General features: G+C 71.6%; 19 protein-coding genes. 9 read left to right on the top strand and 10 right to left on the bottom strand.

The features are described from left to right. Window positions 1-66: 66 nt before the first annotated feature. Window positions 67-624 (bottom strand): TetR/AcrR family transcriptional regulator, encoded by a 558-nt coding sequence (locus ABD327_RS11715; protein ID WP_344450334.1) that lies wholly within the window; start codon window positions 622-624, stop codon window positions 67-69. 92 nt (window positions 625-716) lie between these two features. Between ABD327_RS11715 and ABD327_RS11720 the strand changes: the two genes are divergently transcribed. Further along, the gene (locus ABD327_RS11720; RefSeq protein WP_344450335.1) at window positions 717-2,087 is read left to right on the top strand and encodes an MFS transporter; all 1,371 of its coding nucleotides are present in this window, start codon (window positions 717-719) and stop codon (window positions 2,085-2,087) included. A gap of 64 nt (window positions 2,088-2,151) precedes the next feature. On the opposite strand, the gene ABD327_RS11725 is transcribed toward ABD327_RS11720, so the two are convergent. Both ABD327_RS11725 and ABD327_RS11730 read right to left on the bottom strand, forming a co-directional pair. After that, window positions 2,152-3,909 carry a hydroxysqualene dehydroxylase gene (locus ABD327_RS11725; protein ID WP_344450336.1) on the bottom strand — a complete coding sequence of 586 codons (1,758 nt, stop codon included), beginning with the start codon at window positions 3,907-3,909 and terminating at the stop codon, window positions 2,152-2,154. Next, entirely contained in the window at window positions 3,906-4,961 is a 1,056-nt protein-coding gene (locus ABD327_RS11730) for a hypothetical protein (protein WP_344450337.1), read from the bottom strand. The genes ABD327_RS11725 and ABD327_RS11730 overlap by 4 nt, the downstream gene beginning before the upstream one ends. A 134-nt stretch (window positions 4,962-5,095) precedes the next feature. Here ABD327_RS11730 and ABD327_RS11735 point away from each other — a divergent pair, with 134 nt between their 5' ends. Next, window positions 5,096-5,746, top strand: a complete 651-nt coding sequence (locus tag ABD327_RS11735; RefSeq protein WP_344450338.1) for a TetR/AcrR family transcriptional regulator — start codon at window positions 5,096-5,098, stop codon at window positions 5,744-5,746. A 96-nt stretch (window positions 5,747-5,842) separates the two neighbouring features. Then, entirely contained in the window at window positions 5,843-7,477 is a 1,635-nt protein-coding gene (locus ABD327_RS11740) for a protein kinase domain-containing protein (RefSeq protein ID WP_344450339.1), read from the top strand. A gap of 78 nt (window positions 7,478-7,555) precedes the next feature. Here the strand turns inward: ABD327_RS11740 and ABD327_RS11745 are convergent, their stop codons facing one another. Both ABD327_RS11745 and ABD327_RS11750 read right to left on the bottom strand, forming a co-directional pair. Further along, window positions 7,556-8,899 carry an FAD-binding oxidoreductase gene (locus ABD327_RS11745; protein WP_344450340.1) on the bottom strand — a complete coding sequence of 448 codons (1,344 nt, stop codon included), beginning with the start codon at window positions 8,897-8,899 and terminating at the stop codon, window positions 7,556-7,558. A gap of 115 nt (window positions 8,900-9,014) precedes the next feature. After that, a complete protein-coding gene (locus ABD327_RS11750; RefSeq protein ID WP_344450341.1) occupies window positions 9,015-10,484 on the bottom strand; it encodes a flavin-containing monooxygenase in 1,470 nt (489 codons plus the stop codon). An 80-nt stretch (window positions 10,485-10,564) separates the two neighbouring features. On the opposite strand from ABD327_RS11750, the gene ABD327_RS11755 reads away from it, so the two are divergent. The 5 genes from ABD327_RS11755 to ABD327_RS11775 all read left to right on the top strand — a co-directional run bounded on the left by ABD327_RS11755 (window position 10,565) and on the right by ABD327_RS11775 (window position 16,684). Next, entirely contained in the window at window positions 10,565-11,176 is a 612-nt protein-coding gene (locus ABD327_RS11755) for a TetR/AcrR family transcriptional regulator (protein WP_344450342.1), read from the top strand. Window positions 11,177-11,309: 133 nt separating this feature from the next. After that, the gene (locus ABD327_RS11760; RefSeq protein ID WP_344450343.1) at window positions 11,310-13,118 is read left to right on the top strand and encodes a hydroxysqualene dehydroxylase; all 1,809 of its coding nucleotides are present in this window, start codon (window positions 11,310-11,312) and stop codon (window positions 13,116-13,118) included. Window positions 13,119-13,174: 56 nt separating this feature from the next. Continuing rightward, entirely contained in the window at window positions 13,175-14,068 is an 894-nt protein-coding gene (locus tag ABD327_RS11765; protein WP_344450344.1) for a hypothetical protein, read from the top strand. Then, window positions 14,065-15,231, top strand: a complete 1,167-nt coding sequence (locus ABD327_RS11770; protein ID WP_344450345.1) for a PucR family transcriptional regulator — start codon at window positions 14,065-14,067, stop codon at window positions 15,229-15,231. The genes ABD327_RS11765 and ABD327_RS11770 overlap by 4 nt, the downstream gene beginning before the upstream one ends. A gap of 49 nt (window positions 15,232-15,280) precedes the next feature. After that, on the top strand, window positions 15,281-16,684 hold the full coding sequence (locus ABD327_RS11775) for an oxygenase MpaB family protein (protein ID WP_344450346.1): 1,404 nt from the start codon (window positions 15,281-15,283) through the stop codon (window positions 16,682-16,684). Window positions 16,685-16,890: 206 nt separating this feature from the next. Here the strand turns inward: ABD327_RS11775 and ABD327_RS11780 are convergent, their stop codons facing one another. The 3 genes from ABD327_RS11780 to ABD327_RS11790 all read right to left on the bottom strand — a co-directional run bounded on the left by ABD327_RS11780 (window position 16,891) and on the right by ABD327_RS11790 (window position 19,157). Beyond that, a complete protein-coding gene (locus ABD327_RS11780; RefSeq protein WP_344450347.1) occupies window positions 16,891-17,436 on the bottom strand; it encodes a dihydrofolate reductase family protein in 546 nt (181 codons plus the stop codon). 76 nt (window positions 17,437-17,512) lie between these two features. Beyond that, window positions 17,513-18,106 (bottom strand): TetR/AcrR family transcriptional regulator, encoded by a 594-nt coding sequence (locus ABD327_RS11785; protein WP_344450348.1) that lies wholly within the window; start codon window positions 18,104-18,106, stop codon window positions 17,513-17,515. Between the two features lie 187 nt (window positions 18,107-18,293). Continuing rightward, the gene (locus ABD327_RS11790) at window positions 18,294-19,157 is read right to left on the bottom strand and encodes a helix-turn-helix transcriptional regulator (protein ID WP_344450349.1); all 864 of its coding nucleotides are present in this window, start codon (window positions 19,155-19,157) and stop codon (window positions 18,294-18,296) included. A 105-nt stretch (window positions 19,158-19,262) separates the two neighbouring features. Between ABD327_RS11790 and ABD327_RS11795 the strand changes: the two genes are divergently transcribed. After that, on the top strand, window positions 19,263-20,894 hold the full coding sequence (locus ABD327_RS11795) for an AMP-binding protein (protein WP_344450350.1): 1,632 nt from the start codon (window positions 19,263-19,265) through the stop codon (window positions 20,892-20,894). 63 nt (window positions 20,895-20,957) lie between these two features. Here the strand turns inward: ABD327_RS11795 and ABD327_RS11800 are convergent, their stop codons facing one another. Both ABD327_RS11800 and ABD327_RS11805 read right to left on the bottom strand, forming a co-directional pair. Beyond that, window positions 20,958-21,881: a glutathione S-transferase C-terminal domain-containing protein gene (locus ABD327_RS11800; protein WP_344450351.1), complete on the bottom strand. Its 924-nt coding sequence runs from the start codon at window positions 21,879-21,881 to the stop codon at window positions 20,958-20,960. After that, window positions 21,878-23,011: an LLM class flavin-dependent oxidoreductase gene (locus tag ABD327_RS11805; protein ID WP_344450352.1), complete on the bottom strand. Its 1,134-nt coding sequence runs from the start codon at window positions 23,009-23,011 to the stop codon at window positions 21,878-21,880. Before ABD327_RS11805 ends, ABD327_RS11800 begins: the two co-directional genes overlap by 4 nt. Between the last annotated feature and the right edge of the window lie 16 nt (window positions 23,012-23,027).

A 23,027-nucleotide genomic window follows, 5' to 3' on the forward strand; every position in this document is an offset into this window, starting at 1 on the left:
CCTCCGCCGAGGAGGCCGAGGCCTCTCGGACCCTCCGCGCGGCGGGCCGGTGAACGGATTCGTGGATCAGGGGCGGACGTCGAGGATGAGTTCCGCAGTCGCGCGCGCGGCCAGCGCCGGGTGGGCGTCGGGGCGGGTGACGGCGTGGGCGAGGGTTCCGTCGATGAGGACGAGGAGCTGGTCGGCGCCGAGGCGGGGATCCGGGTGGCCGTGGCGGGCCAGCTCTTCGGCGAAGAGACGGTGGAGGTCGCCCTTGTAGGCGCGCACCTCCGAGTGGGCGGGATGGTCCGGGTCCGTGAGGGCGAGTTCGGCGGCGGTATGGCGGCAGCCGTGGAAGGACGGGCGCATGGTGACCTTCTCCAGCTCGTCGAAGACGGCCAGGATGCGCGCCCGCGGCTCGTCGCCGGCCTCGTCCATGGCGCGGCGGTAGCGGGAGCCTGTGTCGGCGGTGCGCAGAACCTCGGCGATCAGGCCGTCCTTGCCGCCGAAGTGCTGGTAGAGGGAGCGGCGGGCGACGTCGGCGTGCTTGAGGATCGCGTCCACGCCGACGTGCACCCCCTGCGTGTAGGTGAGCTCGCGCGCGGCCTCGAGCAGCCGCTCGCGGGGGCCCGGTCTCGTCTCCATGCCGGAAATTCTGGCACGGAGTTGACAGTAGACCAACCATTCTATCTAATGATCTTCTTCGTATATCGATCGTTCTATCTACAGGAGCTCTCATGGTTCGCGCGGGAACCCTCCCCGTCGTGCTGGCCGGTGTCTTCATCACGATCCTCGACTTCTTCATCGTCAACGTCGCCGTTCCCCCCATCCGGAGTGACCTGCACGCGAGCGCCTCCGCCATCCAGTGGACGGTCGCCGGATACGGGCTGGCGTACGGCTCGTGCCTCATCCTGGGCGGGCGGCTCGGCGACGTCTTCGGCCGCCGCCGGATGTTCGCCCTGGGCCTGGCCCTGTTCACGCTCGCCTCGGCCGTGTGCGGACTGAGCCCCGACGCGGCGACGCTGGTCGCGGCCCGTGTCGCCCAAGGCGCGGCGGCCGCCCTCCTGGCCCCGCAGGTGCTGGCCATCCTGCGCACCGCCTACAGCGGGCCCGCCCAGGTCAGAGCCGTCAACCTCTACGCGCTGACGATGGGTCTGGCCGCGGTGTTCGGCCAGCTCATCGGCGGCCTGCTCATCCAGGCCGACCTGTTCGGCGCGGGGTGGCGCGCCTGCTTCCTGGTCAATCTGCCGATCGGCGCGGCCGCCTTGGCACTGACCCGGCGGGTGGTCCCGGAAAGCCGTCAGGACGGTGCCGCGCGCCTGGACTCCGGCGGCGCCGTCCTGATCACCCTCGCGCTGACGGCGGTCCTCCTGCCCCTGATCGAGGGTCGTGAGCAGGGCTGGCCGTGGTGGACGTGGCTGTCCTTCGCCGCGTCCGGCGCGCTCCTCCTCGGCTACGCCGGGCGACGGCACGCCTCGCCTCTGATCGATCTGTCCCTGTTCCGCGAGCGCGCCTTCACCGTCGGCCTGCTCGCCCAGCTCGCCTTCACCATGGGCATGGCCGCTTATTTCCTGATCTTTGCCCTCTACGTCCAGGAGGGTCGGGGCCTGGACACCCTCCAGGCCGGCCTGATCTTCGTGCCGATCGGGATCGGCTACCTGGCGGCCTCCTCGCTCGCCCCCCGGCTCGCCGCACGTCTCGGCCGCCAGACCGTCGCGCTCGGCGGACTGACCAGGGCGGCCGGCCTCGCCCTGGTCCTGCTCGCCGTCCACCTGGACGCGCCGCTCGGCTGGCTGGTCCCCGCCCTGACCCTCGACGGGGTCGGCATGGGTCTGGCCCTCGCCCCGATCATGGGTACCGTCCTGGCCAGGGTCTCCCCCCAGCACGCCGGATCCGCCGCGGGCATGCTCACCGCGACCCAGCAGGTGGGCGGAGCACTCGGAGTCGGCATCGTGGGCATCGTCTTCTACGGCGCCCTGCCCGGCGGCACAGCCCACGCCTTCCAGCACGGGCTGGCCTACCTGATCATCGTCGCCCTGGCCCTCGCCTGCCTCGTCCAGCTGCTGCCGCGCACCACCACCGCTGCCACCCTCGCCGGCACCAGGTGAAACCCCTCGCGGCCGCCTCCACTCGGCCATCGCGTCCGGCTTCGGAGAGGACCGGTCTCTCCGGTCAGACGTCGAAGAGGTGGGGGCGGCCCGCTTTGTAGCGTTGGGCGTCGAGCTTTTTGAGGGCGTCGAGTTCGGGGGGCTGGTAGAGCTTCCAGGTCTCGGCCGGGGCGGCCGGGGAGTCCGCGGCCTCCAGGAGGGCGTTGGCGGCGGCTCTCGCTGATTCGTTGGCCGATTCCATGGTGGCCAGGTCGGTGTTCGTCTGGACGTAGTCGCCGGCGACGAAGAGGTTGGGGATGCCCGTCCGGGCTCTGGGGCGTCTGGTCCAGGTGCCGATGGTGTTGACGGTCAGGGGTTCGTCGTTGGTGTTGCGGCCGAGGCCGGGATGCCAGGTGATGGCGGGGTCCAGGAACCAGGAGTGCAGGACGCCGTCCGGGAGCACCGAGGCTCCGGTGTCCTCCAGGTGGGCTTTCATCTGCGCCCAGCACTCCTTCGCCACTTCGGCGGGAGAACATTGTTTGGCGGGCCTGCCGTAGAGGATGCCGGGGGCGTCCCAGTCGGAGATGTCCAGGGACAGGCAGTCCGCCACGTTCCCGTCGCCGTAGTCGCGGGTGAAGTCGCGGTTCCAGATGCTGCTCTGCAGGATGGCGGTGAGCTGCCAGGGCGAGTCCATGAAGCTCAGGAGTTCGCCCAGGCCGCGCGGGGTCTCCCGCAGGTAGAACTGGATGCCGTTCATCCAGTCGGTGTGCAGGTGCCTGGTGCCCTCCAGCTCGGGCGCGTGGGCCAGGACCTCGCGGGACCAGAGGTCGACGGCGCGGTTGGGCGGGACGGCGCAGACGAACCAGTCCGCGTCTATGCGGTGGCGCTTCCCCGCGGCGTCGACCGTACGGGCCGCGTCGATCCGGCCGTTCTTCACGTCCAGGGCCTCGACCGTCTGGCCCAGGTGGAAGTTCACGCCCAGTTCGCGCAGGTGCCGCGTCCAGGGGTCGATCCAGGCCTCGTTGGTGGGGGCGTTGAGCATCCGTGCGAGGCCCGCGTCGCCGTCGGTGCCCAGGCCGGCGGCCGACAGCAGGAACGCCTGGCCCATGTTGCCGACGGTGCGGGTGCTGGCCACCTCCTCCTTGACGGCGACGAGCCCGCGCGTGAGGAACTTGGCGACGATCGCCTGGTACTCGGCGGACTTGCCTTCCGCCCGGATGAAGTTCCACCAGGAGACGTTCTCCCACTGGCCGTAGCGCCGGTCCTCGCTGCTGGTCACGTAGACGATGTACCGGTTGACGAAGAAGCCGATCTCCGCCGCGGGCAGGGCGGTGACCTGCTGGAGGAGACCGGTGAAGGTCTCACGGAGCCAGTCGACGTCGATCCCTCCCCCGCCTTTCAGGTCGGGGACGCCCAGATCTGCGCGGCCTCCGCTGCGGGAGAGGCGTCCGGCGGAGATGTCGACGAGGTTGTCGCGCACCCCTCCGGCGTTGCCGGGGAAGGGGATGCGCCGCATCGTGTCGGTCACGTGCCGGTAGAAGCCGGGGAAGAACCGGAAGCCGTGCTCGCCCGGCAGAGGAAGGCGTCCACCCGTCCCGGTGCCGGGTACGGGGAGGCTGCGGGCCTTGCCTCCCAGGGCCTTGCGCTCGTAGACCGACACGTTGAAGCCGCGTTCGACCAGTTCCTGCGCGACGGCCAGACCGGACATCCCTCCGCCCAGCACCGCCACGTCCCGCTTCGGCCCGGCGGCGAGGGCGGGCGCGGGAAGCAGCGCGGGGGCGAGGGCGAGGGCGCTCCCCGCCAGGACGCGGCGGCGCGAGGGGTTCATCTCCGGGCCCTTCACGGGTTGATCCTGGGCGGAAGGGTGCGGATGTGCTCGATCAGGCCGAGGGAGCCGGGCGTCGTGCGGCCCAGCGACTCGGGCAGGGCGAACAGGCCGACGTCGATGATCACCGGGTCGACGACGTGGAAGTCGACGTCGACGGCCGGCATCCGCCCCGTGAGGCCTTCTTTCGTGGCCAGCAGCGAACTCGGGCAGGAGGCGTTGGTCGTGCCGGGATAGGTGAACAGGCCGTGCGTCTTCCAGTCCGACAGCTTCAGGGTGGCCATGCACCCGTACGTCGCCGACGGGGTGGCGCGGCCGACGACGCCCTGCCACGTCCCGTCGCCCTTGACGACGCCGCCGAGCAGGGTGGCGCTGCCGTCCGGTTCGTGGGAGACGCCCCATTCCCAGCCGGAGTAGCGCTGGTCGACGACGTTGAAGGGGCCCCAGTTGTGGTCGTGGTAGCCGCGCCAGCCGTCGACGCTGATCCGCTTTCCGCCGGGCGGTTTCAGCCAGCCCTTGACGTGGCTGGTCGCGACGGGGGACGTCCAGTACATCTTCTGGCCGCCGTCGTACTCGATCGGCCCTCCGGTGACGCCCGGCACGGCGTTCTCGAACCAGATGTCGGCTTCGGCGAATCCGCCGTTCCAGGTCAGGCGGTAGGTCTCGCGTTCGGTGTCCCAGACGAGGTTCCCGACGCTGCTGCGGACGGCGGGCTGGTCCGTCGCGGTCACCTCGCCGGTGAGCGCCGGGACTATCAGCTTCTGGCCCTTCTCCGGATACCAGAAGATCAGGCCCATCGGCGCGGGGGCGGTGAACAGCATGGCGATGAACGTCCGCTTGGTGGCGGGGTCCATGACGTGGGCGTACCACCATTCGGTCCACGAGCCGGGGTGGGGCCCGTCGTCGGCGGGCTCGGCGAGCTTGCCGGGCACAAGCGTCAGGTCGGAGCGCTTGATGTCGGTGAGGGGGAGCCCGTCCCGGGCGGAGACGGGCCGGGTCGCGGGGCCGAGCAGCAGTGCCGCCAGCGAGGCGGCCGTGCAGGCGATGGCGGTGAGACGGCGTGGGGGCACCTTGCACCTCCTCGAAAGGACACCCGAAGGGGGATATATCGGGTGACGTCCGGAGTGTGCGCCCTTTTGGACACGCCGTCAACAGACTGTCGACACACTGTCCAGAAAAGGGCGGGCCGGGTAGGATCGGGGTCGTGCCCCCGATCTCGCGCTCCCGCGCCGTACGGGAACGCCGCGACGAGGTGGCCCGCCGCGTCCTGGAGGCGGTCCACCGGCTCGTCGCCGACGGAACCCCCTACACCGAGCTTCCCGTGCAGCGCATCGCCGAGGCCGCCGGAGTCCCGCGCTCGACGTTCTACCTGCACTTCCCCGACAAGAGCCGCCTGCTCATCGCCCTGGCCGAGCAGGGCGGCCAGGGCATGTTCGCCTCGGCCGTCGCCTGGTGGCGCAGCGACCACTCCACCGGCCCCGAAGGCGTCTCCGAGGCCATCGCCCGCATGATCGCCGAGTACCGCGCCAACCGGTGGGTCCTCCTGGCCGTCAGCGAACTCTCCGCCTACGACCCCGACGTCGCCGCTTACTACCAGGCCCGCCTCGACCGCTTCACCGACCTGACCCGCGCACGCCTGGAGGAGGAGCGCCGGGCCGGCGCCGTCGGGCACGGGCTCGACTCCCCCACCACGGCCGCCCTGCTCACCTGGATGGTGGAACGCACCATCTCCATGCACTGCCGCGACGACGACACCGGCGGCGACGAGCAGGTCGCCCGCTCCCTGGGCCGCGCCATCTGGCTCACCGTCTACGGCGACTCCCCCCGCGGATCCCGGGGCCGCAGCGGGCTTTGAGGGCTCTCGGAGCGCGGGGCCCGTTCTCGGCGTGACCAGCCTCTTTGCTTTGACATGATGTCCTCCTAAAGATCTCAAGGGAGCACGGAGGCGAGAGTGGCCGTCGGCCAGGTCCTCAACGACCGGTACCGCCTGGACTCGATGCTCGGCCGGGGCGGCCGGGGAGCCGTCTGGCTGGGGATGGACCTTCTTCTGGGCCGTCCCGTGGCGGTCAAGACCATCCGTGTCGAGACTCCCCGGGTCTCGGACCGCTTCCTCAGCGAGGCCCGCACCCTGGCCGCCATCCGGTCCCCGGGCATGGTCCGCATCCTCGACTTCGGCGCCTCCTCCGACGGCTCCGCCTTCCTGGTCATGGAGCACGTGGCCGGCCTGACCCTCGCCGGCAGGCTGGCCGCAGGGCCCCTGACCGAATCCGAGACCCTCGCCCTCGTCTCCTCGGTGGCCCGGTCCCTGAGCACCGTCCACGCCGCCGGCATGGTCCACCGGGACATCAAACCGGCCAACATCGTGCTCGACCCCGACGGCACCGTCACCCTGGTCGACTTCGGCATCGCCGTGTCCTCGGACGGTCCCAGGCCCACCCGGTCGGGCGAGTTCGTCGGCACCCCGTCCTATCTCGCGCCCGAACAGGCCGACGGCGGTCCCGTCACCGCCGTCACGGACCTCTACGCCCTCGGCGTCGTGGCCTACGAGTGCCTCACCGGCCGTCCTCCCTTCGACGGCCCGACCCCCACGGCCGTCGTCTCCAAACACCTCACGGAAGAGCCGCCGCCGCTCCCCTCGAGCGTTTCGGCGGCCGCGGCCTCCCTGATCCGACGGGCCCTGGCCAAGGCTCCCGCCGACCGCTGGCCCAACGCCGCCTCCATGGCCCAGGCGACCGACCAGGCCATCACCGCTCTTTCCTCCACACGGTCGGCGTCGGCCAGTCCTTCGAGGCACAAGCGACTGCCGCTCATCGCAGGCGTCACGGCCTTGGCCGCGGTCGCCGCCATCATGGTCTGGGCGCTCCCCGGTTCGGGCGACACGCAGGCCCTTCAGCGGCAACCGCAGGCGGCCCCCGCCTCCGCACCGGCCACCACCGCCACCGGCGCGCCGCCGCCCGTACCCGACGCCGCGGCCTGGTGGCAGTTCAGCGCCAACGATTCCCCGGCCCCCGGCCTGATGGGCAACGCGACACTGGAGACCCCCGCCGAACACGACGGCGTCCTCACCCTGGACGGCCTTTCCGGCCACGCCACGGCCGAAGTCCCCGGTCTGGACCCCACGCAGGCCTTCACCATCGCCGTCTGGGCCCGCTTCTCCGGCCACGAAGCCGCCGGGCGGCGCGACGTCACGCTCGCCAGCATCCCCGGCGAGAACGCCTCGGCCTTCCTCCTCCAGTACAAGTCCACCTGGGGAGTCAACGGCTGGCACTTCGCCATGCCCCGCGCCGACACGTTCGAGCCGCTTGTGGACACCGCGGCCTCCGCCATCGCGCCCGAGCCCGGCCACTGGCATCTCGTCGTCGGCGTCCACGATCCCGCCTCCAAGCAGATCAGCCTCTACGTCGACGGCGAGCTCCAGGCCTCCGCCCGGCACATCTCCACCTGGAAGTCCACGAAGCCCCTTCACCTGGGCGTGCACCTGTGGACGCGCCGCCAAGGCGGCCACTGGCCCGGCGCTCTGGACAAGGCCGTCGTCTACCGCCGCGCCCTGAATCCGGCCGAGGTCAAGACCCTCGCGTCCTGGTGACCCGGGCGAACGACCGGCCGGGCTCCAGCCGAGGCTGCCAGGGCCCTCCTCACCGGCCGGATCGTCTCCGTCCGCGGGTCATTCGCGCGGACGGATGTTGAAATTGATCCGGAACACGTTCCCGGGGTCGTAGTGGGCCTTGAGGGTTCTCAGGCGGTCGAAGTCGGCCGCGGTGTAGGCGGACCCGACCTGCGCCGGATCGGTGTCCTCAACGCCGGAGAAGTTGAGGTTCGTTCCGCCCGTGCTCCACGGACGCAGCTTGGCCAGCAGGTCGTCACGCGCCCGGAGGCTCTCGGGCTCCGGGACGGTTCCGGTGAAGACGGAGAAGGACGCGTCACGGCCGCCCACGCAGTTGGGGATCTTCGGAGGGCGGGCGTAGGCGCCGCCGAAGTGCCGGATTTCGGTGACGAACGGAGCCTGCGCAGCGGGTCCCGCCAGGTCGGCGAGCACGGCGGCGGTGTCGCCGGTCAGCTCGCTCAGCAGCACGTTGCGGTCGTGCGCCACGTACGGCGCGGAGGTGGGCTCGTGGTGGATCGTCCCCACCTCGGCGTAGGGCATGTCCCGAACGGTGTCCAGGAGGACGGGGCCGAGCTCGCGCAGTGGCCGTATCAGGCGCTCGCCTTCCGCCGTCTCGCCGCTGTAGGCGAAGCGGAGGTGGGCGACGGACCTCCCGCGCAGCGGCTCGGGCACGTCGGGCAGGTCGGGGTTCTGGACCAGCAGGACGGAGGACGCCATCTCCTCGGGGACGGACCTAGTCCAGTCCGCGTAGGCGTGCAGCACCTCGGCGGCGGCCTCGCCCGGGAAGTACAGCCCTCCCCCGTACAGCCGCGAGACGGGGAACAGGTCGATTTCCATGCCCACGACCAGGCCGAAGTTGTCCTTGCCGCCGCGTACCGCCCAGAACAGGTCGGGGTCGGTCTCGGCCGTCACCTCGCGTGACCGCCCGTCGGCGGTGACCAGGCGCAGCCGCCGTACGTGGTCGGCGGCGAAGCCGAACCGACGGCCCAGCAGCCCCGCGCCGCCGCCCGTCAGATATCCGACGGCGCCCACGTCAGGGCTGGAGCCGTTCAACGGAGCCAGCCCGTGCGGGGTGGTGTGCTCCAGTACCCGCCGCCAGCGCGTCCCGGCTTCGACCCATGCCGTCGCGCGGGCCGGGTCGACCCCGACGCCGTCCATCCGGCTCGTGTCGACCAGGACGGCGTCGTCTGCGGGCACGGAAGGCCCGTGGCCGGTGGCCAGCACGCCCACAGCTCTCTCTTGCTCCGCGGCCATCCGCACCGCGGCCACCACGTCCTCTTCGCGGGTCGCCGCGACCACGCAGGCCGGCCGCCCCGGAGCCGCCCGGTTCAGCCCCATCCGCGCGTCGTCGTACCCCGGACGGCCGGGCCGCAGGACCATGTCGATGTCGGTTCCGCTCTCCATCGCCGAAACCTAACCGGGCGGGCCGCCCGAGGTCTTGTACGAATCGGACACGCCCGGAGGGTGCCTGTCGCAGCGCATCGCCGAAGCCCTCGGTGAGGGCGGGCCGGGCCGGCGGTCAGGGCAGGAGGCGGTAGTCCGACGGGTCGAGGCGGCGAGTGCGGCGGCGGTAGCCGGTCATGTAGCCCGGCCAGTTGTTGGTGTTGCGGCGCGTCGGGTCGAGGTACCAGCTGTCGCATCCGCCCTGGTTCCAGACGGTGGTGGACAGGCGGCGCTGGACGGCGGCGTCGTGGGCGTCGAGGACGTCGTCGCGGACCTCCAGGCTGCCGGCGCCGCCGGCCAGGAGTTCGGCGGCCTGGACTATGTAGGCCGCCTGGCTCTCGAGCATGTGGACGATCGAGCCCGAGCCCACATTGGTGTTGGGGCCGTACATGAGGAAGAAGTTGGGGAATCCGGCGACGGCCATGCCGAGGTAGGCGCGGGCCCCGTCCTTCCAGGCGGTGTTCAGCTCGACGCCGTCCGATCCGACGACGCGCATGGGGGCGACGAAGTCCTGGGAGCGGAAGCCGGTGGCCCAGATGATGGTGTCGGCCGGGTGATGGACGCCGTCCGCGGTGCGGACGCCGTCGGGGGCGACCTCGGTGATCGGCCGGGTGACGACCCGGACGTCGGGCCGGTTCAAGGTGTCGTAGTACTCGCTCGAGGTGAGAATGCGCTTGCATCCCGGTTCGTAGTCGGGGGTGAGGGCGCGGCGGAGAGCCGGGTTCTTGACCGATCTGAGCGCGAACAGGCACAGCGCCCGGATGTGGGCCGACAGCAGGCGGCGTCCGGCCGGTGCGGTCAGCGCGGGGTTGAGCAGCAGCTCGAACCACAGGAAGATGCCCAGCCGGGACGCCTTCTGCACGAGTGGGAGGCGCCGGTTGAGGCGCTGCCGCAGGCGCGGGTAGACGCGGTCGGGTTTGCGGCTGATCCAGTTGGGCTCGATCTGGAAGACGGTGAGGTCGGCGACGTCGGGGGCGATGAGGGGGACGAACTGGATGGCGCTGGCGCCGTTGCCGACGACGACCACCTTCTCGCCCGTAAGGTCGTGGTCGTGGTCCCACCGCGCGGAGTGGAAGACGGTGCCGGTGAAGGAGTCCAGGCCGGGCAGGCTCGGGACGGCGGGATTGCCGAGCTGGCCGCATGCGGCGACGAGGAGGTCGAACTCCCGTTCCTCTCCCCGCGCCGTGCGGACCCGCCAGCGGCGCGCGGCGCCGTCGAAGACCGCCTCGGTGACCTCGCTGCCGAAGCGGCAGTGCGGGAGCAGGGAGAAGCGTTCCGCGCAGTGGCGCAGATAGGCCAGGATCTCCGGCTGTTCGGCGAAGCGGCGCGTCCAGTCGGGCTTGGGCGCGAACGAGTAGGAGTACAGGTGGGAGGGCGCGTCGCAGGCGGCGCCGGGATAGGTGTTGTCACGCCAGACGCCGCCGGGGCCGTCGCCCCGTTCGAAGATGGTGAGGTCGGTGAAGCCGGCCTTCTTCAGGCCGACGGCCAGGGCGATGCCGCTGAACCCGCTTCCGACGACGGCGATCGACAGTTCTCGGCGACCCATGTGAGACTCCCCTCTGATCGTCAGGTCAACCGACACTAATGTCGGTTGCGCGAAAGTAACACACAAGAGAAAGACGGACCATGGTGGAGAGCGCACCCAAAAGCCGCATGAGCGGACCGGCCAGGCGGGCTGTCATCACCGCGGCCGCGCTGAGGATCTTCGCGGAGAAGGGGTACCACGCCGCCTCGCTGGGCGAGATAGCCAAGGCCGCGGGAGTGGCGCGGACGGTGATGTACGACCACTTCCCGTCCAAGCGGGTGCTGCTGCTGGCGGTCCTGCAGGAGCAGAACACGGCGCTGGTCGAGTACATCGGCGCGCGGATCACCGGGAGGGGCACGGCGCGCGAGCGCATGCGCGACACCGTGGACGCCTACTTCGGCTTCGCGCAGAGCCGGCCCGAGGCCAGGAAACTGCTGTTCGACCCCACGAGCGAGGACGATCCGGAGATCCGGACGGTGCGCTGGGGCATCCGCGAGGCCCGGACCAAGGCGGTCGCCGCGATGCTGGCCCAGGACATGAGGGAGATCGGCGTGGACCCCGCCGAGCCGGGGGCCGAGGCCGTCGTGGAGTTCATCATCACCGGCATGGACGGGGTCGCCCAGTGGTGGGAGCACCGCCCCGAGGTCCCCCGCTCCACCTTGGTGGAAGGGGTCATGTGGCTGTTGTCGTCCGGCCTCGGGCCGCGCCCCTGAGTCCGGTTCCGGACATCCCTTCCACCGCGATCCCCCTTTCGGACCCTTGACCCGCTGCCGCCTCCTCCCCATAGTGAGGGGCCATAACCGACATGAGTGTCGGTTATCTCCCCCCACTTCAGAGGAGCGCACCATGGAGGAACAGAGCACCTCCGCCGCCCCGTCGAGCGAGAGCCCGGAAGTCGGAAGGCGCGGCTTCGTCACCGGCGCCCTGGCCACCGCCGGCGCGGCGGCCCTCGGCTTCGGCGGGTCCGCCTCCGCGTCGTCGAGATCCTCCCGGGCCCGCGGCAGGAGGGCGCCCGGCAGACGTGTCGCGGTGTTCGGCGGCGGGATGGGCGGCCTGACGGTCGCCCACGAGCTGATCGAGCGCGGTTTCCAGGTGACCGTCTACGAACGCAAGGCCTGGGGCGGCAAGTGCCGCAGCATGCCTTTCACCGGCACCGCCACCGGCGGGCGCCAGGACCTGCCCGCCGAGCACGGCTTCCGGTTCTTCCCCGGCTTCTACCAGAACCTGCCCGACACGATGGCCCGCGTCCCGCGGCCCGGCGGCGGCAACCTGAAGGACAACTTCGTCGACGGCAAGGAGGTCTCGGCCTACTACAACGGGACCAAGATGGTGCTGCCCGCCCGCGGAAGCATCCTCGGCACGCTGAGCCCCGACTCGCTGCTGACGTTCCTGTCGACGGCCGTCAAGGTGTTCGGCAACGTCCCCGCGGGGGAGGTCGCGTTCTTCCTCGAGAAGATGATCGTGTTCGTCACCAGCGGGCCGCAGCGGCGGCTCAAGCAGTGGGAGAACATGAGCTTCGCCGACTACGTCAAGGTGCAGGGCAAGTCCGACCGCTACAGCGAGCTGCTGGTGGACATGTTCACCAGCACCCTGGTCGCCGCCAAGCCCGACAAGGCCAACGCCCACACCATGGGCCTGATGGCCGAGGCGTGGGTCTACAGCACGCTGGGCCTGGGCGGCTACGGCGCCCCGGACCGGCTGCTGAACGCCCCCACCAATGAGGCGCTCATCGACCCGTGGATGGCGCACCTGCGCAACCTGGGCGTCGACTTCCAGATCGGCAAGACCCTCACCGAGCTGAAGGTCGCAGGCGGGCAGATCAGCGGGGCGGTGCTCAACGGGGCGGAGCCGGTCGAGGCCGACCACTACGTCCTGGCGGTGCCGCTGGAGCGGGCCGTCCCGCTGCTGAACGCCGACATCCTGGCCGCCGACCCGAGCCTGCGGGTGCTGAACCAGCTGACCACGGACTGGATGAACGGCATCATGCTCTACCTCAAGGAGCCGGTCGATCTCGGCAAGGGCCACGTGGCCTACGCCGCCCAGCCCTGGGCGCTCACCTCGATCAGCCAGGGCCAGTTCTGGAAGAAGGACTTCGCCCGGACCTACGGCGACGGCACCGTGAAGGACTGCCTGTCCATCGACCTGTCCGCCTGGGACAGGCCCGGCATCATCTACAAGAAGCCGGCCAAGGAGTGCACCCCCGAGCAGATCATCGAGGAGGTCCTCGCGCAGCTGCGCAAGGCCGTCCCGTGGGGCGGGCTGAAGCTGCGGGACTCCCTCATCCACTCCTGGTTCATCGACCCCGCCATCACCGGCCTGGCCACCCCCCAGGCCGCCAACGACGAGCCGCTGCTCATCAACAGCCCCAGCTCCTGGAACTTCCGCCCCGAGTCCACGACCAGGCTCCCCAACCTGTTCCTGGCCGCCGACTACGTGCGCGCCAACATCAACCTGGCCACCATGGAGGGCGCCAACGAGGCCGGCCGCAAGGCCGCCAACGCCATCATCGACGCCTCCGGCTCCGGCGGATCCAAGGCCAAGCTGCTCGACCTCTGGCAGCCCCCGGCCTTCGACGGCTTCTTCAAGGAGGACGACGCCCGCTACGCCCAGGGCAAGCCCAACGCCTTCGACATCCTCGACCCCTACCGGCCCTGATCCCGGACCGACCGCCCGCGGCCCACGAGGGCCGCGGGCGGCGCGAAGGCACGAGCATGCCCTACACAGACCAGTACGTCACCGTCGCGTCCACCGCCGTGTACTTCACCGGACTCGCCTGCTTCAAGACCGCGGCCGGGCAAATGCCCGAACTGCGCGGCGTCCGGCCCGTCCAGCTGTCCCTCGCCCTCGCCACCCACGGCCTGTGGGCGGCCGGGGCGCTGATCCTGGTGAGCGGGGCGCTCCTACAGGTCAGCGTGCTCGGCGAGCTCACCCTCCTGCAGGCTCAGCCACTGCTCATGGCCGGTCTGGCCACCCTGCTCGTGCTCGCCCTCCTGGGGCGCGGCGAGCGCCTCAGCCCCCGCGAGTGGGGTTCGGTGGCGCTCCTGGCCGCCGCCACCGCCCTGATCACGCTCTCCCGGGCCTCCGCGGAGGCCCGGGAGAGCGCCCCCACGGCGCAGGAGGTGGTCGCCGTCGCCGTCCCCTCACTGCTGCTGCCCACCCTGGCGTTCCTGCTCGGAGACCTGGCGCGCAAGGGCTCCCACCGCCGCCCGACCAACGGGGTCGCCCTGGCCGTCAGCGTCGGCCTCCTCACCGGGACCGCCGAGCTCATGCTCAAGGGCATGGCCGAGCGGTGGACCGACCCGGCCGGGCTCCTGGCGTCACCGCAGCCCTACCTGTTCCTGCTGGCGACGCCGCTGGCGCTCGGCCAGCTGCAGATCGCGCTGCAGCGCTGCCGCCTGGTCATCGTCGGGCTGGTCGCCACCGCCACCGCCAAGACCTACCTCCTGGTCGCCGCGCTGACGGTCTACGCCGAACCCTGGCCGGACCGGTGGGACCTGGTGCTCCTGGGCCTCTTCCTGTCCGTGCTCGCGATCGCCGCGATACCCCGCCACGCGGTCGGCCTCGCACGGCCCGCCGCGTCCGCACCGAGAGGACACCGGCTGTGACCATCGCTCTCCACCGGCTGCCCAGCGCTCCTCCCGTCGACGCCCGCGCGCTGGACCGGCTGTACCGGGCCGCTCCCTCGATCGCGCGGGCGGCCGTCGAGGAGGCCGCCGACGCGGGCCGCGTGCCCGAAGGGCTGCGCCACGCCCTCCAGACCGCGATCGTCCAGTTCCTCGATCCGGCCCGGCATCCCGAGACCACCGCCCTGATGCTCTTCCACCATCTGGGCGCCGCCGCCGCCGACCACGGCATGCCCCTGCACGACGTCGACACCGCCCAGCAGATCGCGATCGGCACGGCCGTCCAGCGGCTCGCCGAGCAGGCCCTGCGCCTCGGCGTCCTGGCCCGGCCCGACGAGGCGGGGCTGCTGGCCCGCCGCGCGTTCGCCTACACCGACAGGCTCAAGGACGCGGCCACCGCGGGATACAACGAGGCATCCCACCCGGATCCGGATCCGGCGCAGCGCCGGCTCATCACGCTTCTGCTGCGTTCCAGCCCCACCAGGCTCCAGCTCAAGCAGGCAGCCGACCAGGCCGGCTGGACGCCGCCCCGCACCCTCGCCGCGGTCGCCTTCTCCCCGGGACCACGCCGGCCCGCCCGGCACCTGCTCCCCGACGTCCTGGTCCACCCGGCCCGCGGCTGCCTCCTCGTGCCCGACCCCGACGGACCCGGCCGCGGGGCCCTGCTCCACCGGATGCTGCACGCGATACCGTCCGCCCTCGGCCCCACCGTCGAGCCGACCCGGGCCGCGGCCTCCCTGCGGCTGGCGCGCCACACCCTCGACCTGGTCGCCACCGGCGTGATCACCGCCTCCGGGCCGGTCCCGGCCATGGAGCACGTCCCGGACCTCATGATCATGAACGATCCGGAAACGGTCCGCCGCCTCGCCGAGCGGCAGCTCGCGCCCCTGGCCCAGCAGCCGCCCAAGAAGAGGGCGGTCCACGTCCAGACGCTGCGCACCTGGTTCGTCTGCGGGTTCAGCACCTCCGCCACCGCCGAGCGCCTGCACGTCCACGCCCAGACCGTCCGCTACCGCATCCGCCGGCTGGAACTCCTCTTCGGCCCCGACCTCTACGACCCCGGCCAGTCACTCAACTACATGATCGCTCTGCACGCCTGGACGCTGATGAGCTCACCGGACGAACACGGGATCTGGCAGACCTGACCCGAACCGGCCGAGCCGCCTACGCCCGCCCTTTCCCTTTGGAGCCCCCATGCCCACGGCCATGCCCTCCCCCGCGGCCGCCGACCGGCACCCCTTCGACTACTACCACCGGCCCGGGATGCCGCTGCGCCCCGGACCCGAGGCCGCCGCGGTGTCGCCGTTGTGGCTGACCAGGCCCCACCACGAGATGTTCTCCCCCTGGATCCCGGTGAACGCCGTACCCCGGCGCACCCCGCTGACCGGGCTCTTCGACGACCACCGGTGGCAGGGCGACGAACTCATGGACGCCGTCGTGGCCGCCTTCGGCGGGATCGGCATGTCCCGGGGCCGCCGCATGCTCGACCAGGCCCTCGACCAGGGGATCGAAGCGGTGGCCGACCCGCCGGCCGAGCTCGTGGAGCTGTTCCGCCATCTGGACGACCCGCCGGAGTGGTTCGACGCCCGCCGCTGGGAGCGGGGCCGCCGGCTGTGGATCGACTCCTCGCTGTCGGGCAAGCTGACCATGCTGTTCAGCGACGCCATGGGCACCTTCGTCGGAGCCGAGGTCTCCTCGGCCACCGGCCAGACCCGCCGTTTCCTCGCCGACTTCCGGCGCCGGGAGCTGGAGACGGCGACCTGGTTCTACGACGTCACCCGCCCCGGAGGAGTGGACCGGCGCTCCCCCGTCTTCAAGAGCATCGTCCGGGTGCGGCTCATGCACGCCCAGGCGCGGCTCGCCCTGCGCCGAGCCTGGGGGGACGAGCACTTCGCCCGCCACGGCAACCCCGTCTCCAACGCCATGACGATGGGCGCCGCGGTCACCTTCGGGCTGATGCCCGTGCTGTTCGACCACTCCCGCGGTCGGCGGATCTCCCCCGCCGACCTGGACGACGTCATGCTGTACTGGGCCTATATCGCCCACCTGATGGGCGTCGCCGACGAACTCGTCCCCCGCGGCGCCGTCGAGGGGATGCAGCTGGCCCACCACATGATCCTCACCGCGGGCGGGCCGACCCCCTGGACCGTGATCACGGTCGACGCCGTCTGCAAACGCCTCCTCAGCCGTGATCCCCGCCTACGGCGGCTCCAGATCGAGGCGCTGGGCCCGGTGTTCGGTCTGGTCGCCGCCCTCACCGGCGAGCCCCTGGTCCGGGCCCTGCTCCGGGACTCTCCTCTGGCGGACGTCCGGCTCCGGCCCTGGCAGGGCCTCGCCCGGGCCGCCACCCGCTTCAACGTGCTGCTGCGCAGAATCGGCGACCACCTCCCCGGCGCCCGGAGCCGTTTCGAACGCCGCACAAAGGACGGCGACGTCTGGCAGAGGCGAGCCGTGGCGTCGGTGGCCGCACGCGCCCGCCGCGCCGGGATCACCGGCACCCCCTACGACCACCACGACACCAGCGTTCCCTCCCCCGCCGCGCCCGGCGACCCCTCCCCGGCGGAGGCGTCGAAAGGCCGCAGGCCTCGGGCAGAGTGATAAGGCAGCTGATCGTGATCCGGACCGTTCCCGCGTTGAACACGAAATCTCCGAGATGAGCGGTCCGGTCCTCACCTGCGGCATCAGAACGGTGCGCATCCCTTTCGACTTCCAGCGAACCGATCCCGGTTCGTTCAGGAGTCCGCGCGGGCCTTCCCCCCGTGCACGCGGTCGCCGGCGGCACGAGGGTCACCGCTCCAGAGGATTCAGCGGGCCACCGAGTAGACGGACTGGACGATGCCGCCGCCCATGTCCGCCACCGAGCGCAGGGTGAGGGGGATGTCGGCGTCGAGGTCGCCGAAGAGGCGGAAGCCCTGGCCGATGAGGACCGGCACCGTGGTGAGGGTGAGGTCGTCGATCAGGCCGGCTCGGAGGAACGACTGGACGACCTGGCCGCCGTCCGCGTAGACGCTCTTGCTGCCACGCGCGTCGAGCGCCTCGACCAGGTCCTCCAGTGACCGGTGGACGGTGATGCGCGGGTCGGCGTCGGCGGGGAGTCGAGTGCTCAGCACGGTGACGTGCTTGCCGTCGTAGTGCCAGGCGTCCGGGCCGAAGCCCAGCAGCTTCTCGTAGGTGACGCGGCCCATGACGATGGTGTCGACGCCGTCTGCGAACTCCTGGTAGCCCAGGTCGCCGTCGGCCGCCGCGCCGCGTTCGGTGAGCCAGTCGAGGTCGCCGTCCGGGCGGGCGATGAAGCCGTCCAGGCTGACGCCGATGAACACGTGGGCGGTGAACGAACGCTGCAAGGACATACATCCCCCTTGTTTGTGAATGACCGTTCGCTAACGCTAGCAAGTCGGGGCCAGTTAGTAAATTCACGTTCGTTTACTAACTGGAGGCGGAGCGGTGCGGGTCGAGCACCTCGTCCACGTCGGCGCGCAAGGCCTGCTTCAAGGGGGTGTCGCCGGTGAGCGACCACAGGATCAGGGCGCCGTTGTAGGCGACCTGGACGGCGCGCGCCAGACGCGGGACGTTCACCCGCGTCTCCAGTTCGCCGGCCGCGACGGCGTCGGTGAGGAGATCGGCGATGCGCCGGTTGGTGCGCCGGGCGTCGGCCGCCGCGTGCTCGCGGAACTCCGGATCGGTGAGGTCCAGTTGCAGGAAGCTCAGGTTGTTGGCCATCCGCTCGGGGCTTTCGACCGGGGCGGCCAGGGCCGCGAGGGCCGCGTGCAGCGCCGCGAGGGGCGACCGGTGCGCGGCGCGGGCGGCCTCGAACGGCGAGGCGCCCCCTTCGGATCCGTGCTTGGCCAGGGCCAGCAGCAGGCCCCTCTTGGAACCGAAGCGCTGGACGAGCGTGGCCGGGGCCAGACCCGCCTCGCGGGCGACGGCGGCCAGCGTGAGCCGCGCCGCCCCGACCTGCCCGACGGCGCGCGCGGCGGCGGCCAGGATCTCCTCGTCGCTGGTCGTACGGGGCCGGACCACGGGACCTCCTCCAGTTCATGAACGTTCGTTCACGAACTCTAGCCGCAAGGCCGGTGCGTCCCCGTGCCGCGAGGCGGCTTTCGGCCCGGAGCCCGGAGGGCGGGTGCCCGATCCGGGGACGGGTGCCCGATCCGGAGGGCGGGTGCCCGATCCGGGGGACGACCGAACGGCCCGGGCGCTTTCGGGATCAGGGAAGGAGGCCCCTGCGACGGGCCGAGACGACCGCCTCGTGGCGGGTGCGGGCGTCGAGCTTGCGCATGGCGCTGCGCAGGTAGGCCTTGACGGTCTCGGCCCGGAGGGAGAGGCGGGCCGCGGCCTCGGGGTTGGTGCAGCCGAGGGCGACCTGGGAGAGGACGTCGAGCTCCCGGGGGGTGAGAGGGGTGACCGGCACGGGCTCGCAGGCCGCGGACGGGGCGGCGAGGTCGGCGAGGCGGAGGGAGGCCTCCTGGACGCGGGCGCGGAGGGCGGGGTCGTCCAGGGCCTGGGCGATCCGCCGGAGCTCGGCGTGGAGATCGCGGAGCTCCTCGGTCACGGACGGGGGCGTGGCGGGACCCGCGGCGGCCGAGGCCGCGGCTTGGAGCCTCAGGCGGCGGTCGACCTCGTCGCGGACGGCCAGCTCGCCGGCCAGGCGGCGGGTCACGTCGGCGAAGGCGTCCCCGGCGCGGTCTCCGAGGGGGGTGGAGGCGCGGACCGCGCCGTAGAGGACGCCCCTGACGACGCCGGAGACGATCACGGGGGCGGCCATGACGGAGGTGATGCCCTCGCCGAGGACGGGGATGTCGTAGTCGTGGGTGATGGAGCGGGCCGAGCCGTAGTCAGCGACGGCGGCGGGGCGGGCTCCGGCGACGACCCTGCCGCCGAGGCCGGCGCCGGGGACGACGGCGAGGCCGCGCAGGCCGGAGGTGCGGACGCCGAGGAACTCCGAGAGGGTCAGGACTCCGTCCAGGACCCGGCCGCCGAAGGCGATGGGCAGTCCGGAGCGGGTACGAAGCAGGCGGAGGGCCTGGCGGTAGGCGTCGGTGTCGGAGGGGCGCAGCAGATCGGAGGGCATACCGGTACCCCTTTCCGGGGGTGGTCTCGATGTGATGTACCTCGCAGGATAGGTCGAAAGGGATACCGCCCCGAACGTCCCGACGACAGAAGGTGAGGGATTTTCATGAACCGTGCCGAGGAGCTGCTCGCCCTCTATGCCTCCCCCGGCGCCTGCGCGGCGGAGCTGCTGTGCGACCGGCACCCCGCCGAAGCGGTGGCCTTCACCGTCGTCCACGAGGATCTCTCCTCCGAAGACCTCACCTACGGGCGGCTGCGGCGGGACTCGGCCCGGTTCGCGGCGGCACTGGCGGGTCTGGGCGTCGGGCCGGGGGACGCCGTCGCCACCCTCATGGGCAAGTCCGCCGAGCTCGTCGTCGCCCTGCTGGGCATCTGGCGGCGCGGAGCGGTGCACGTGCCGCTGTTCACGGCCTTCGCGCCGCCCGCCATCGCGATGCGGCTGGACGCGAGCGCCGCCAAGGTCGTGGTCGTCGACGCGGGGCAGGCCGCCAAGCTGGCGCCCGGCGAGGACATGCCCGCCGAGCAGCCCTGGGAGACGGTGGTCGTCGACGACGAGGCCCGCGAAGGCTTCTCCTTCCACCACCTGCTCGAGCTCTACACCGGCGACGAGCCGGACGGGCGGGCCGTCGTCCTGGGCGGGGAGGCGCCGCTCGTCAAGATCTTCACCTCCGGCACCACCGGCTCCCCCAAGGGCGTCCCCGTCCCGGTCAAGGCGCTGGCATCCTTCCACGCCTACCTGGAGTACGGGCTCGACGTGCGGGAGGACGACGTGTTCTGGAACGCCGCCGACCCCGGCTGGGCCTACGGCCTGTACTACGGCATCCTCGCGCCGCTCGCCGCGGGCCGACGCAACATCCTGCTCCGTGCCGGTTTCAGCCCCGAACTGACCTGGAAGGTCTTCGAGACCTTCAAGGTCACCAACTTCGCGGCGGCCCCGACCGTCTACCGCGGCCTGCGCGCCTCGTCCACGCCGCCCCCGGAGGGGATCCGGCTGCGGCGCGCGTCGTCGGCGGGCGAGCCGCTGACCCCCGAGGTCACCGACTGGGCCCGTCAGGTGCTCGGCACCGCCGTCCGCGACCACTACGGGCAGACCGAGCACGGCATGGTGATCGTCGACGGCTGGGCCGACGCCGTCCGTGAGGACGTGCCCGCCGGCTCGATGGGCAGGGCCCTCCCCGGCTGGAGCGCCGAGGTCCTCCTTGATGACCGGGACGAGCCCGCCCCCGCCGGAGTGCTCGGAAGGGTCGCCCTCAGCGTCCCGGAAAGCCCCCTGATGTGGTTCTCCGGCTACGACGACGCCCCCGAGAAGACCGCCGAACGCTTCTCCGCCGACGGCCGCTGGTACCTCACCGGCGACGCCGGCAGCAGGGACGAGAACGGCTTCTTCCGCTTCTCCTCCCGGGACGACGACGTCATCATCATGTCCGGTTACCGCATCGGCCCCTTCGACGTCGAAAGCGTCCTCGCCCAGCACGAGAGCGTCGTCGAGGCCGCCGTCATCGGCGCCCCCGACCCCCTGCGCGGCGAGGTCATCGAGGCCTACGTCGTGCTCTTCCCCGGTGTCCCGCCGACCGACGACCTCGTCAGAGAGCTCCAGCAGTTGGTCAAGACCAAGTTCGCCGCCCACGCCCACCCGCGCGCCGTCCACTTCATCGACGCCCTCCCCAAGACCCCCAGCGGCAAGGTCCAGCGCTTCGTCCTCCGCCGCCTTCGCGCACAGGAGCCGTCTGCCTCCTGAGCGGGATGTAGGGGTGCGGTTAAGGGAACTGCACCCCTACATCTCGTCGGCTGCGAATGTTTCTCAGACCGGCTGGGACGGTTCGACGCGGATCCGGGTGACGCCGGGGGTCTCCAGCGGGGTCGCGCCTCGGGAGACGGCCTCCAGATCCGTGGTGTCGCGGAAGGCGGGGAGCTCGTAGAGGGCCCGAGTGTAGGACCAGAGGCGGGGGAACTCCTTCAGAGTGCGTTCGCTGATGCCCGCCTGGGGGTTGGAGGCGGCGTCGAAGCGGATGAGGCTGACCCAGAGGCGGACGTCGGACTCGGTCAGGGAGTCGCCCAGGAGGAACCTGGAATCGGCGAGGCGGGCGTCGAGGGACTCGAAGGCCTCGATGACCTTGGCGCGGGCGTCCTCGTACTCCTGCTGGGTGCGGGCGGCGGCCACTCGGGTGACGCCGGTGTTGACGTTCTCGAAGATGTGGTCGTTGAGCTCGTCGATCTGCGGGCGGAGCTTCTTCGGGTAGAGGGAGACCTCCGGGTCGGCCCACTTCTCGAACCTGGTGGCCAAGTCGAGGGTGATGTCGGGGTAGTGGTTGCTGACGATCTCGCCGGTGAACTTGTCCCACAGGACGGGCACGGAGATGTGTCCGGGGTAGCCGGGCTCGGTGGCGTCGTAGGCCTCGGAGAGGAAGGCGAAGCCGTTGACGGGGTCGGGGCCCCGGTGTTCGCGGAAGGCCCAGCCCCGGCCGTCGCGGTCGTCGTCCACGTAGGACAGGGTGATGACGTCCTCCAGGGCCAGGAGGCTCCGGGTGATCGCGGTGCGCTGGGCGTAGGGGCAGGTCCAGGCGGAGTACAGGTGGTAGCGGTCGGGTTCGGCGGGGAACTCGCCGGTGCCGATCCTTCCTTGGAAGGGGTAGTCGGGACGCTCTTCGGCCCGGGTGGCGGCCAGGCGAGTCTGGGCCGGGTAGGCGCCGTGGACGGTGGTGTCGGCTGGGGACGCGAGGGTCATTGGGGAGTGTTCCATTCCTCGGCGAGGAGCTCGAAGGAGCGCAGCCGGTCGGTGTGGTCGTGGACGATGGTGGTGACGAGGAGCTCGTCGGCTCCGGTCACGCGCTGGAGGGTGCGGAGACGGTCGGCGACGGTCTGCGGGGAGCCGACGAACTGGGTGTCGACGCGGTCGGCGACGAGGGCGCGGTCCTCGTCGGTCCAGACGTGGGCGGCGGCGTCCTCCTCCGTGGGGAAGGGGATCGCGCCCCTTCCGTCGCGGACGCTGAGGACCCACAGCGCGTAGGGCGAGGCGATCCGGCGGGCGGTCTCGTCGTCGGGGGCGACGACGACGTCGGCGGAGACCATGACGTGGGGGGCGGGCAGGGCGGCGGACGGTTTGAACGCCTCACGGTACGCCTCCACGGCCTCCAGGACCGCGGAAGGCGCCACGTGGTAGTTCGCGGCGAACGGCAGGCCGCGCTCGCCGGCCACCCGGGCGCTCTCGCCGCCGCTGCTGCCGAGGATCCACAGCTGGAGCTCGGCGTCCTCGCCCGGCACGATGTGCGCCTCGGTGCCGTCGGAGAGCTTGAAGGTGCCCTCGATCAGCGCGGTGATCTCGTCGACGAGCTCGGCGAACTCCGGTGCCTCCGCGCCCTGCTGCTGGAGCAGCGCGGTGTACAGCCGGAGCGTCGGGGATCCGGCGATCCGGGAGAAGTCGGCGGGCGGCGGGATGAGCAGCCCGTCGACGGTGCGGGCCTCCGTCCTCGCCTCTGGCTTCGAAACCCCGGCGGCCAGTTCCGCGAACTGCGACTTGCGGTGCCCGGAGCGGCCCAGGCCGAGGTCGACGCGGCCCGGGTGCAGGGCGTCGATGGTGCCGAACTGCTCGACGAGCACCGGCGCCGTCACGTGCCCGGTCTGCACCGCGCCGGAGCCGACCCTGATGCGTTCGGTGGCCGCCGCGACCAGCGCGATCAGCACCTGCGGCGCGGAGCTGGCCACACCCGGCGTGAAGTGGTGCTCGGCCAGCCAGTAGCGGTGGTAGCCGGACTCCTCGGCGCGGCGGGCGAGTTCGACGGTCTCCCGGAGCGCCCGGCGCGGGTCGCTCCCCGAGACGATGGGGGCGAGGTCGAGGATGGACAGGGGAACGCTCATGCCGGGTCTCCGATCT

It is taken from the genome of Actinocorallia aurantiaca (genome assembly GCF_039533685.1).
Classification (GTDB): domain Bacteria; phylum Actinomycetota; class Actinomycetes; order Streptosporangiales; family Streptosporangiaceae; genus Actinocorallia; species Actinocorallia aurantiaca.

Coding starts and splice junctions, on each gene's coding strand:
- ABD327_RS11715 (WP_344450334.1), bottom strand. CDS start 624: ATGGAGACGAGACCGGGCCCCCGCGAGCGGCTGCTCGAGGCCGCGCGC.
- ABD327_RS11720 (WP_344450335.1), top strand. CDS start 717: ATGGTTCGCGCGGGAACCCTCCCCGTCGTGCTGGCCGGTGTCTTCATC.
- ABD327_RS11745 (WP_344450340.1), bottom strand. CDS start 8,899: ATGGAGAGCGGAACCGACATCGACATGGTCCTGCGGCCCGGCCGTCCG.
- ABD327_RS11750 (WP_344450341.1), bottom strand. CDS start 10,484: ATGGGTCGCCGAGAACTGTCGATCGCCGTCGTCGGAAGCGGGTTCAGC.
- ABD327_RS11755 (WP_344450342.1), top strand. CDS start 10,565: ATGGTGGAGAGCGCACCCAAAAGCCGCATGAGCGGACCGGCCAGGCGG.
- ABD327_RS11760 (WP_344450343.1), top strand. CDS start 11,310: ATGGAGGAACAGAGCACCTCCGCCGCCCCGTCGAGCGAGAGCCCGGAA.
- ABD327_RS11765 (WP_344450344.1), top strand. CDS start 13,175: ATGCCCTACACAGACCAGTACGTCACCGTCGCGTCCACCGCCGTGTAC.
- ABD327_RS11775 (WP_344450346.1), top strand. CDS start 15,281: ATGCCCACGGCCATGCCCTCCCCCGCGGCCGCCGACCGGCACCCCTTC.
- ABD327_RS11780 (WP_344450347.1), bottom strand. CDS start 17,436: ATGTCCTTGCAGCGTTCGTTCACCGCCCACGTGTTCATCGGCGTCAGC.
- ABD327_RS11790 (WP_344450349.1), bottom strand. CDS start 19,157: ATGCCCTCCGATCTGCTGCGCCCCTCCGACACCGACGCCTACCGCCAG.
- ABD327_RS11795 (WP_344450350.1), top strand. CDS start 19,263: ATGAACCGTGCCGAGGAGCTGCTCGCCCTCTATGCCTCCCCCGGCGCC.
- ABD327_RS11800 (WP_344450351.1), bottom strand. CDS start 21,881: ATGACCCTCGCGTCCCCAGCCGACACCACCGTCCACGGCGCCTACCCG.
- ABD327_RS11805 (WP_344450352.1), bottom strand. CDS start 23,011: ATGAGCGTTCCCCTGTCCATCCTCGACCTCGCCCCCATCGTCTCGGGG.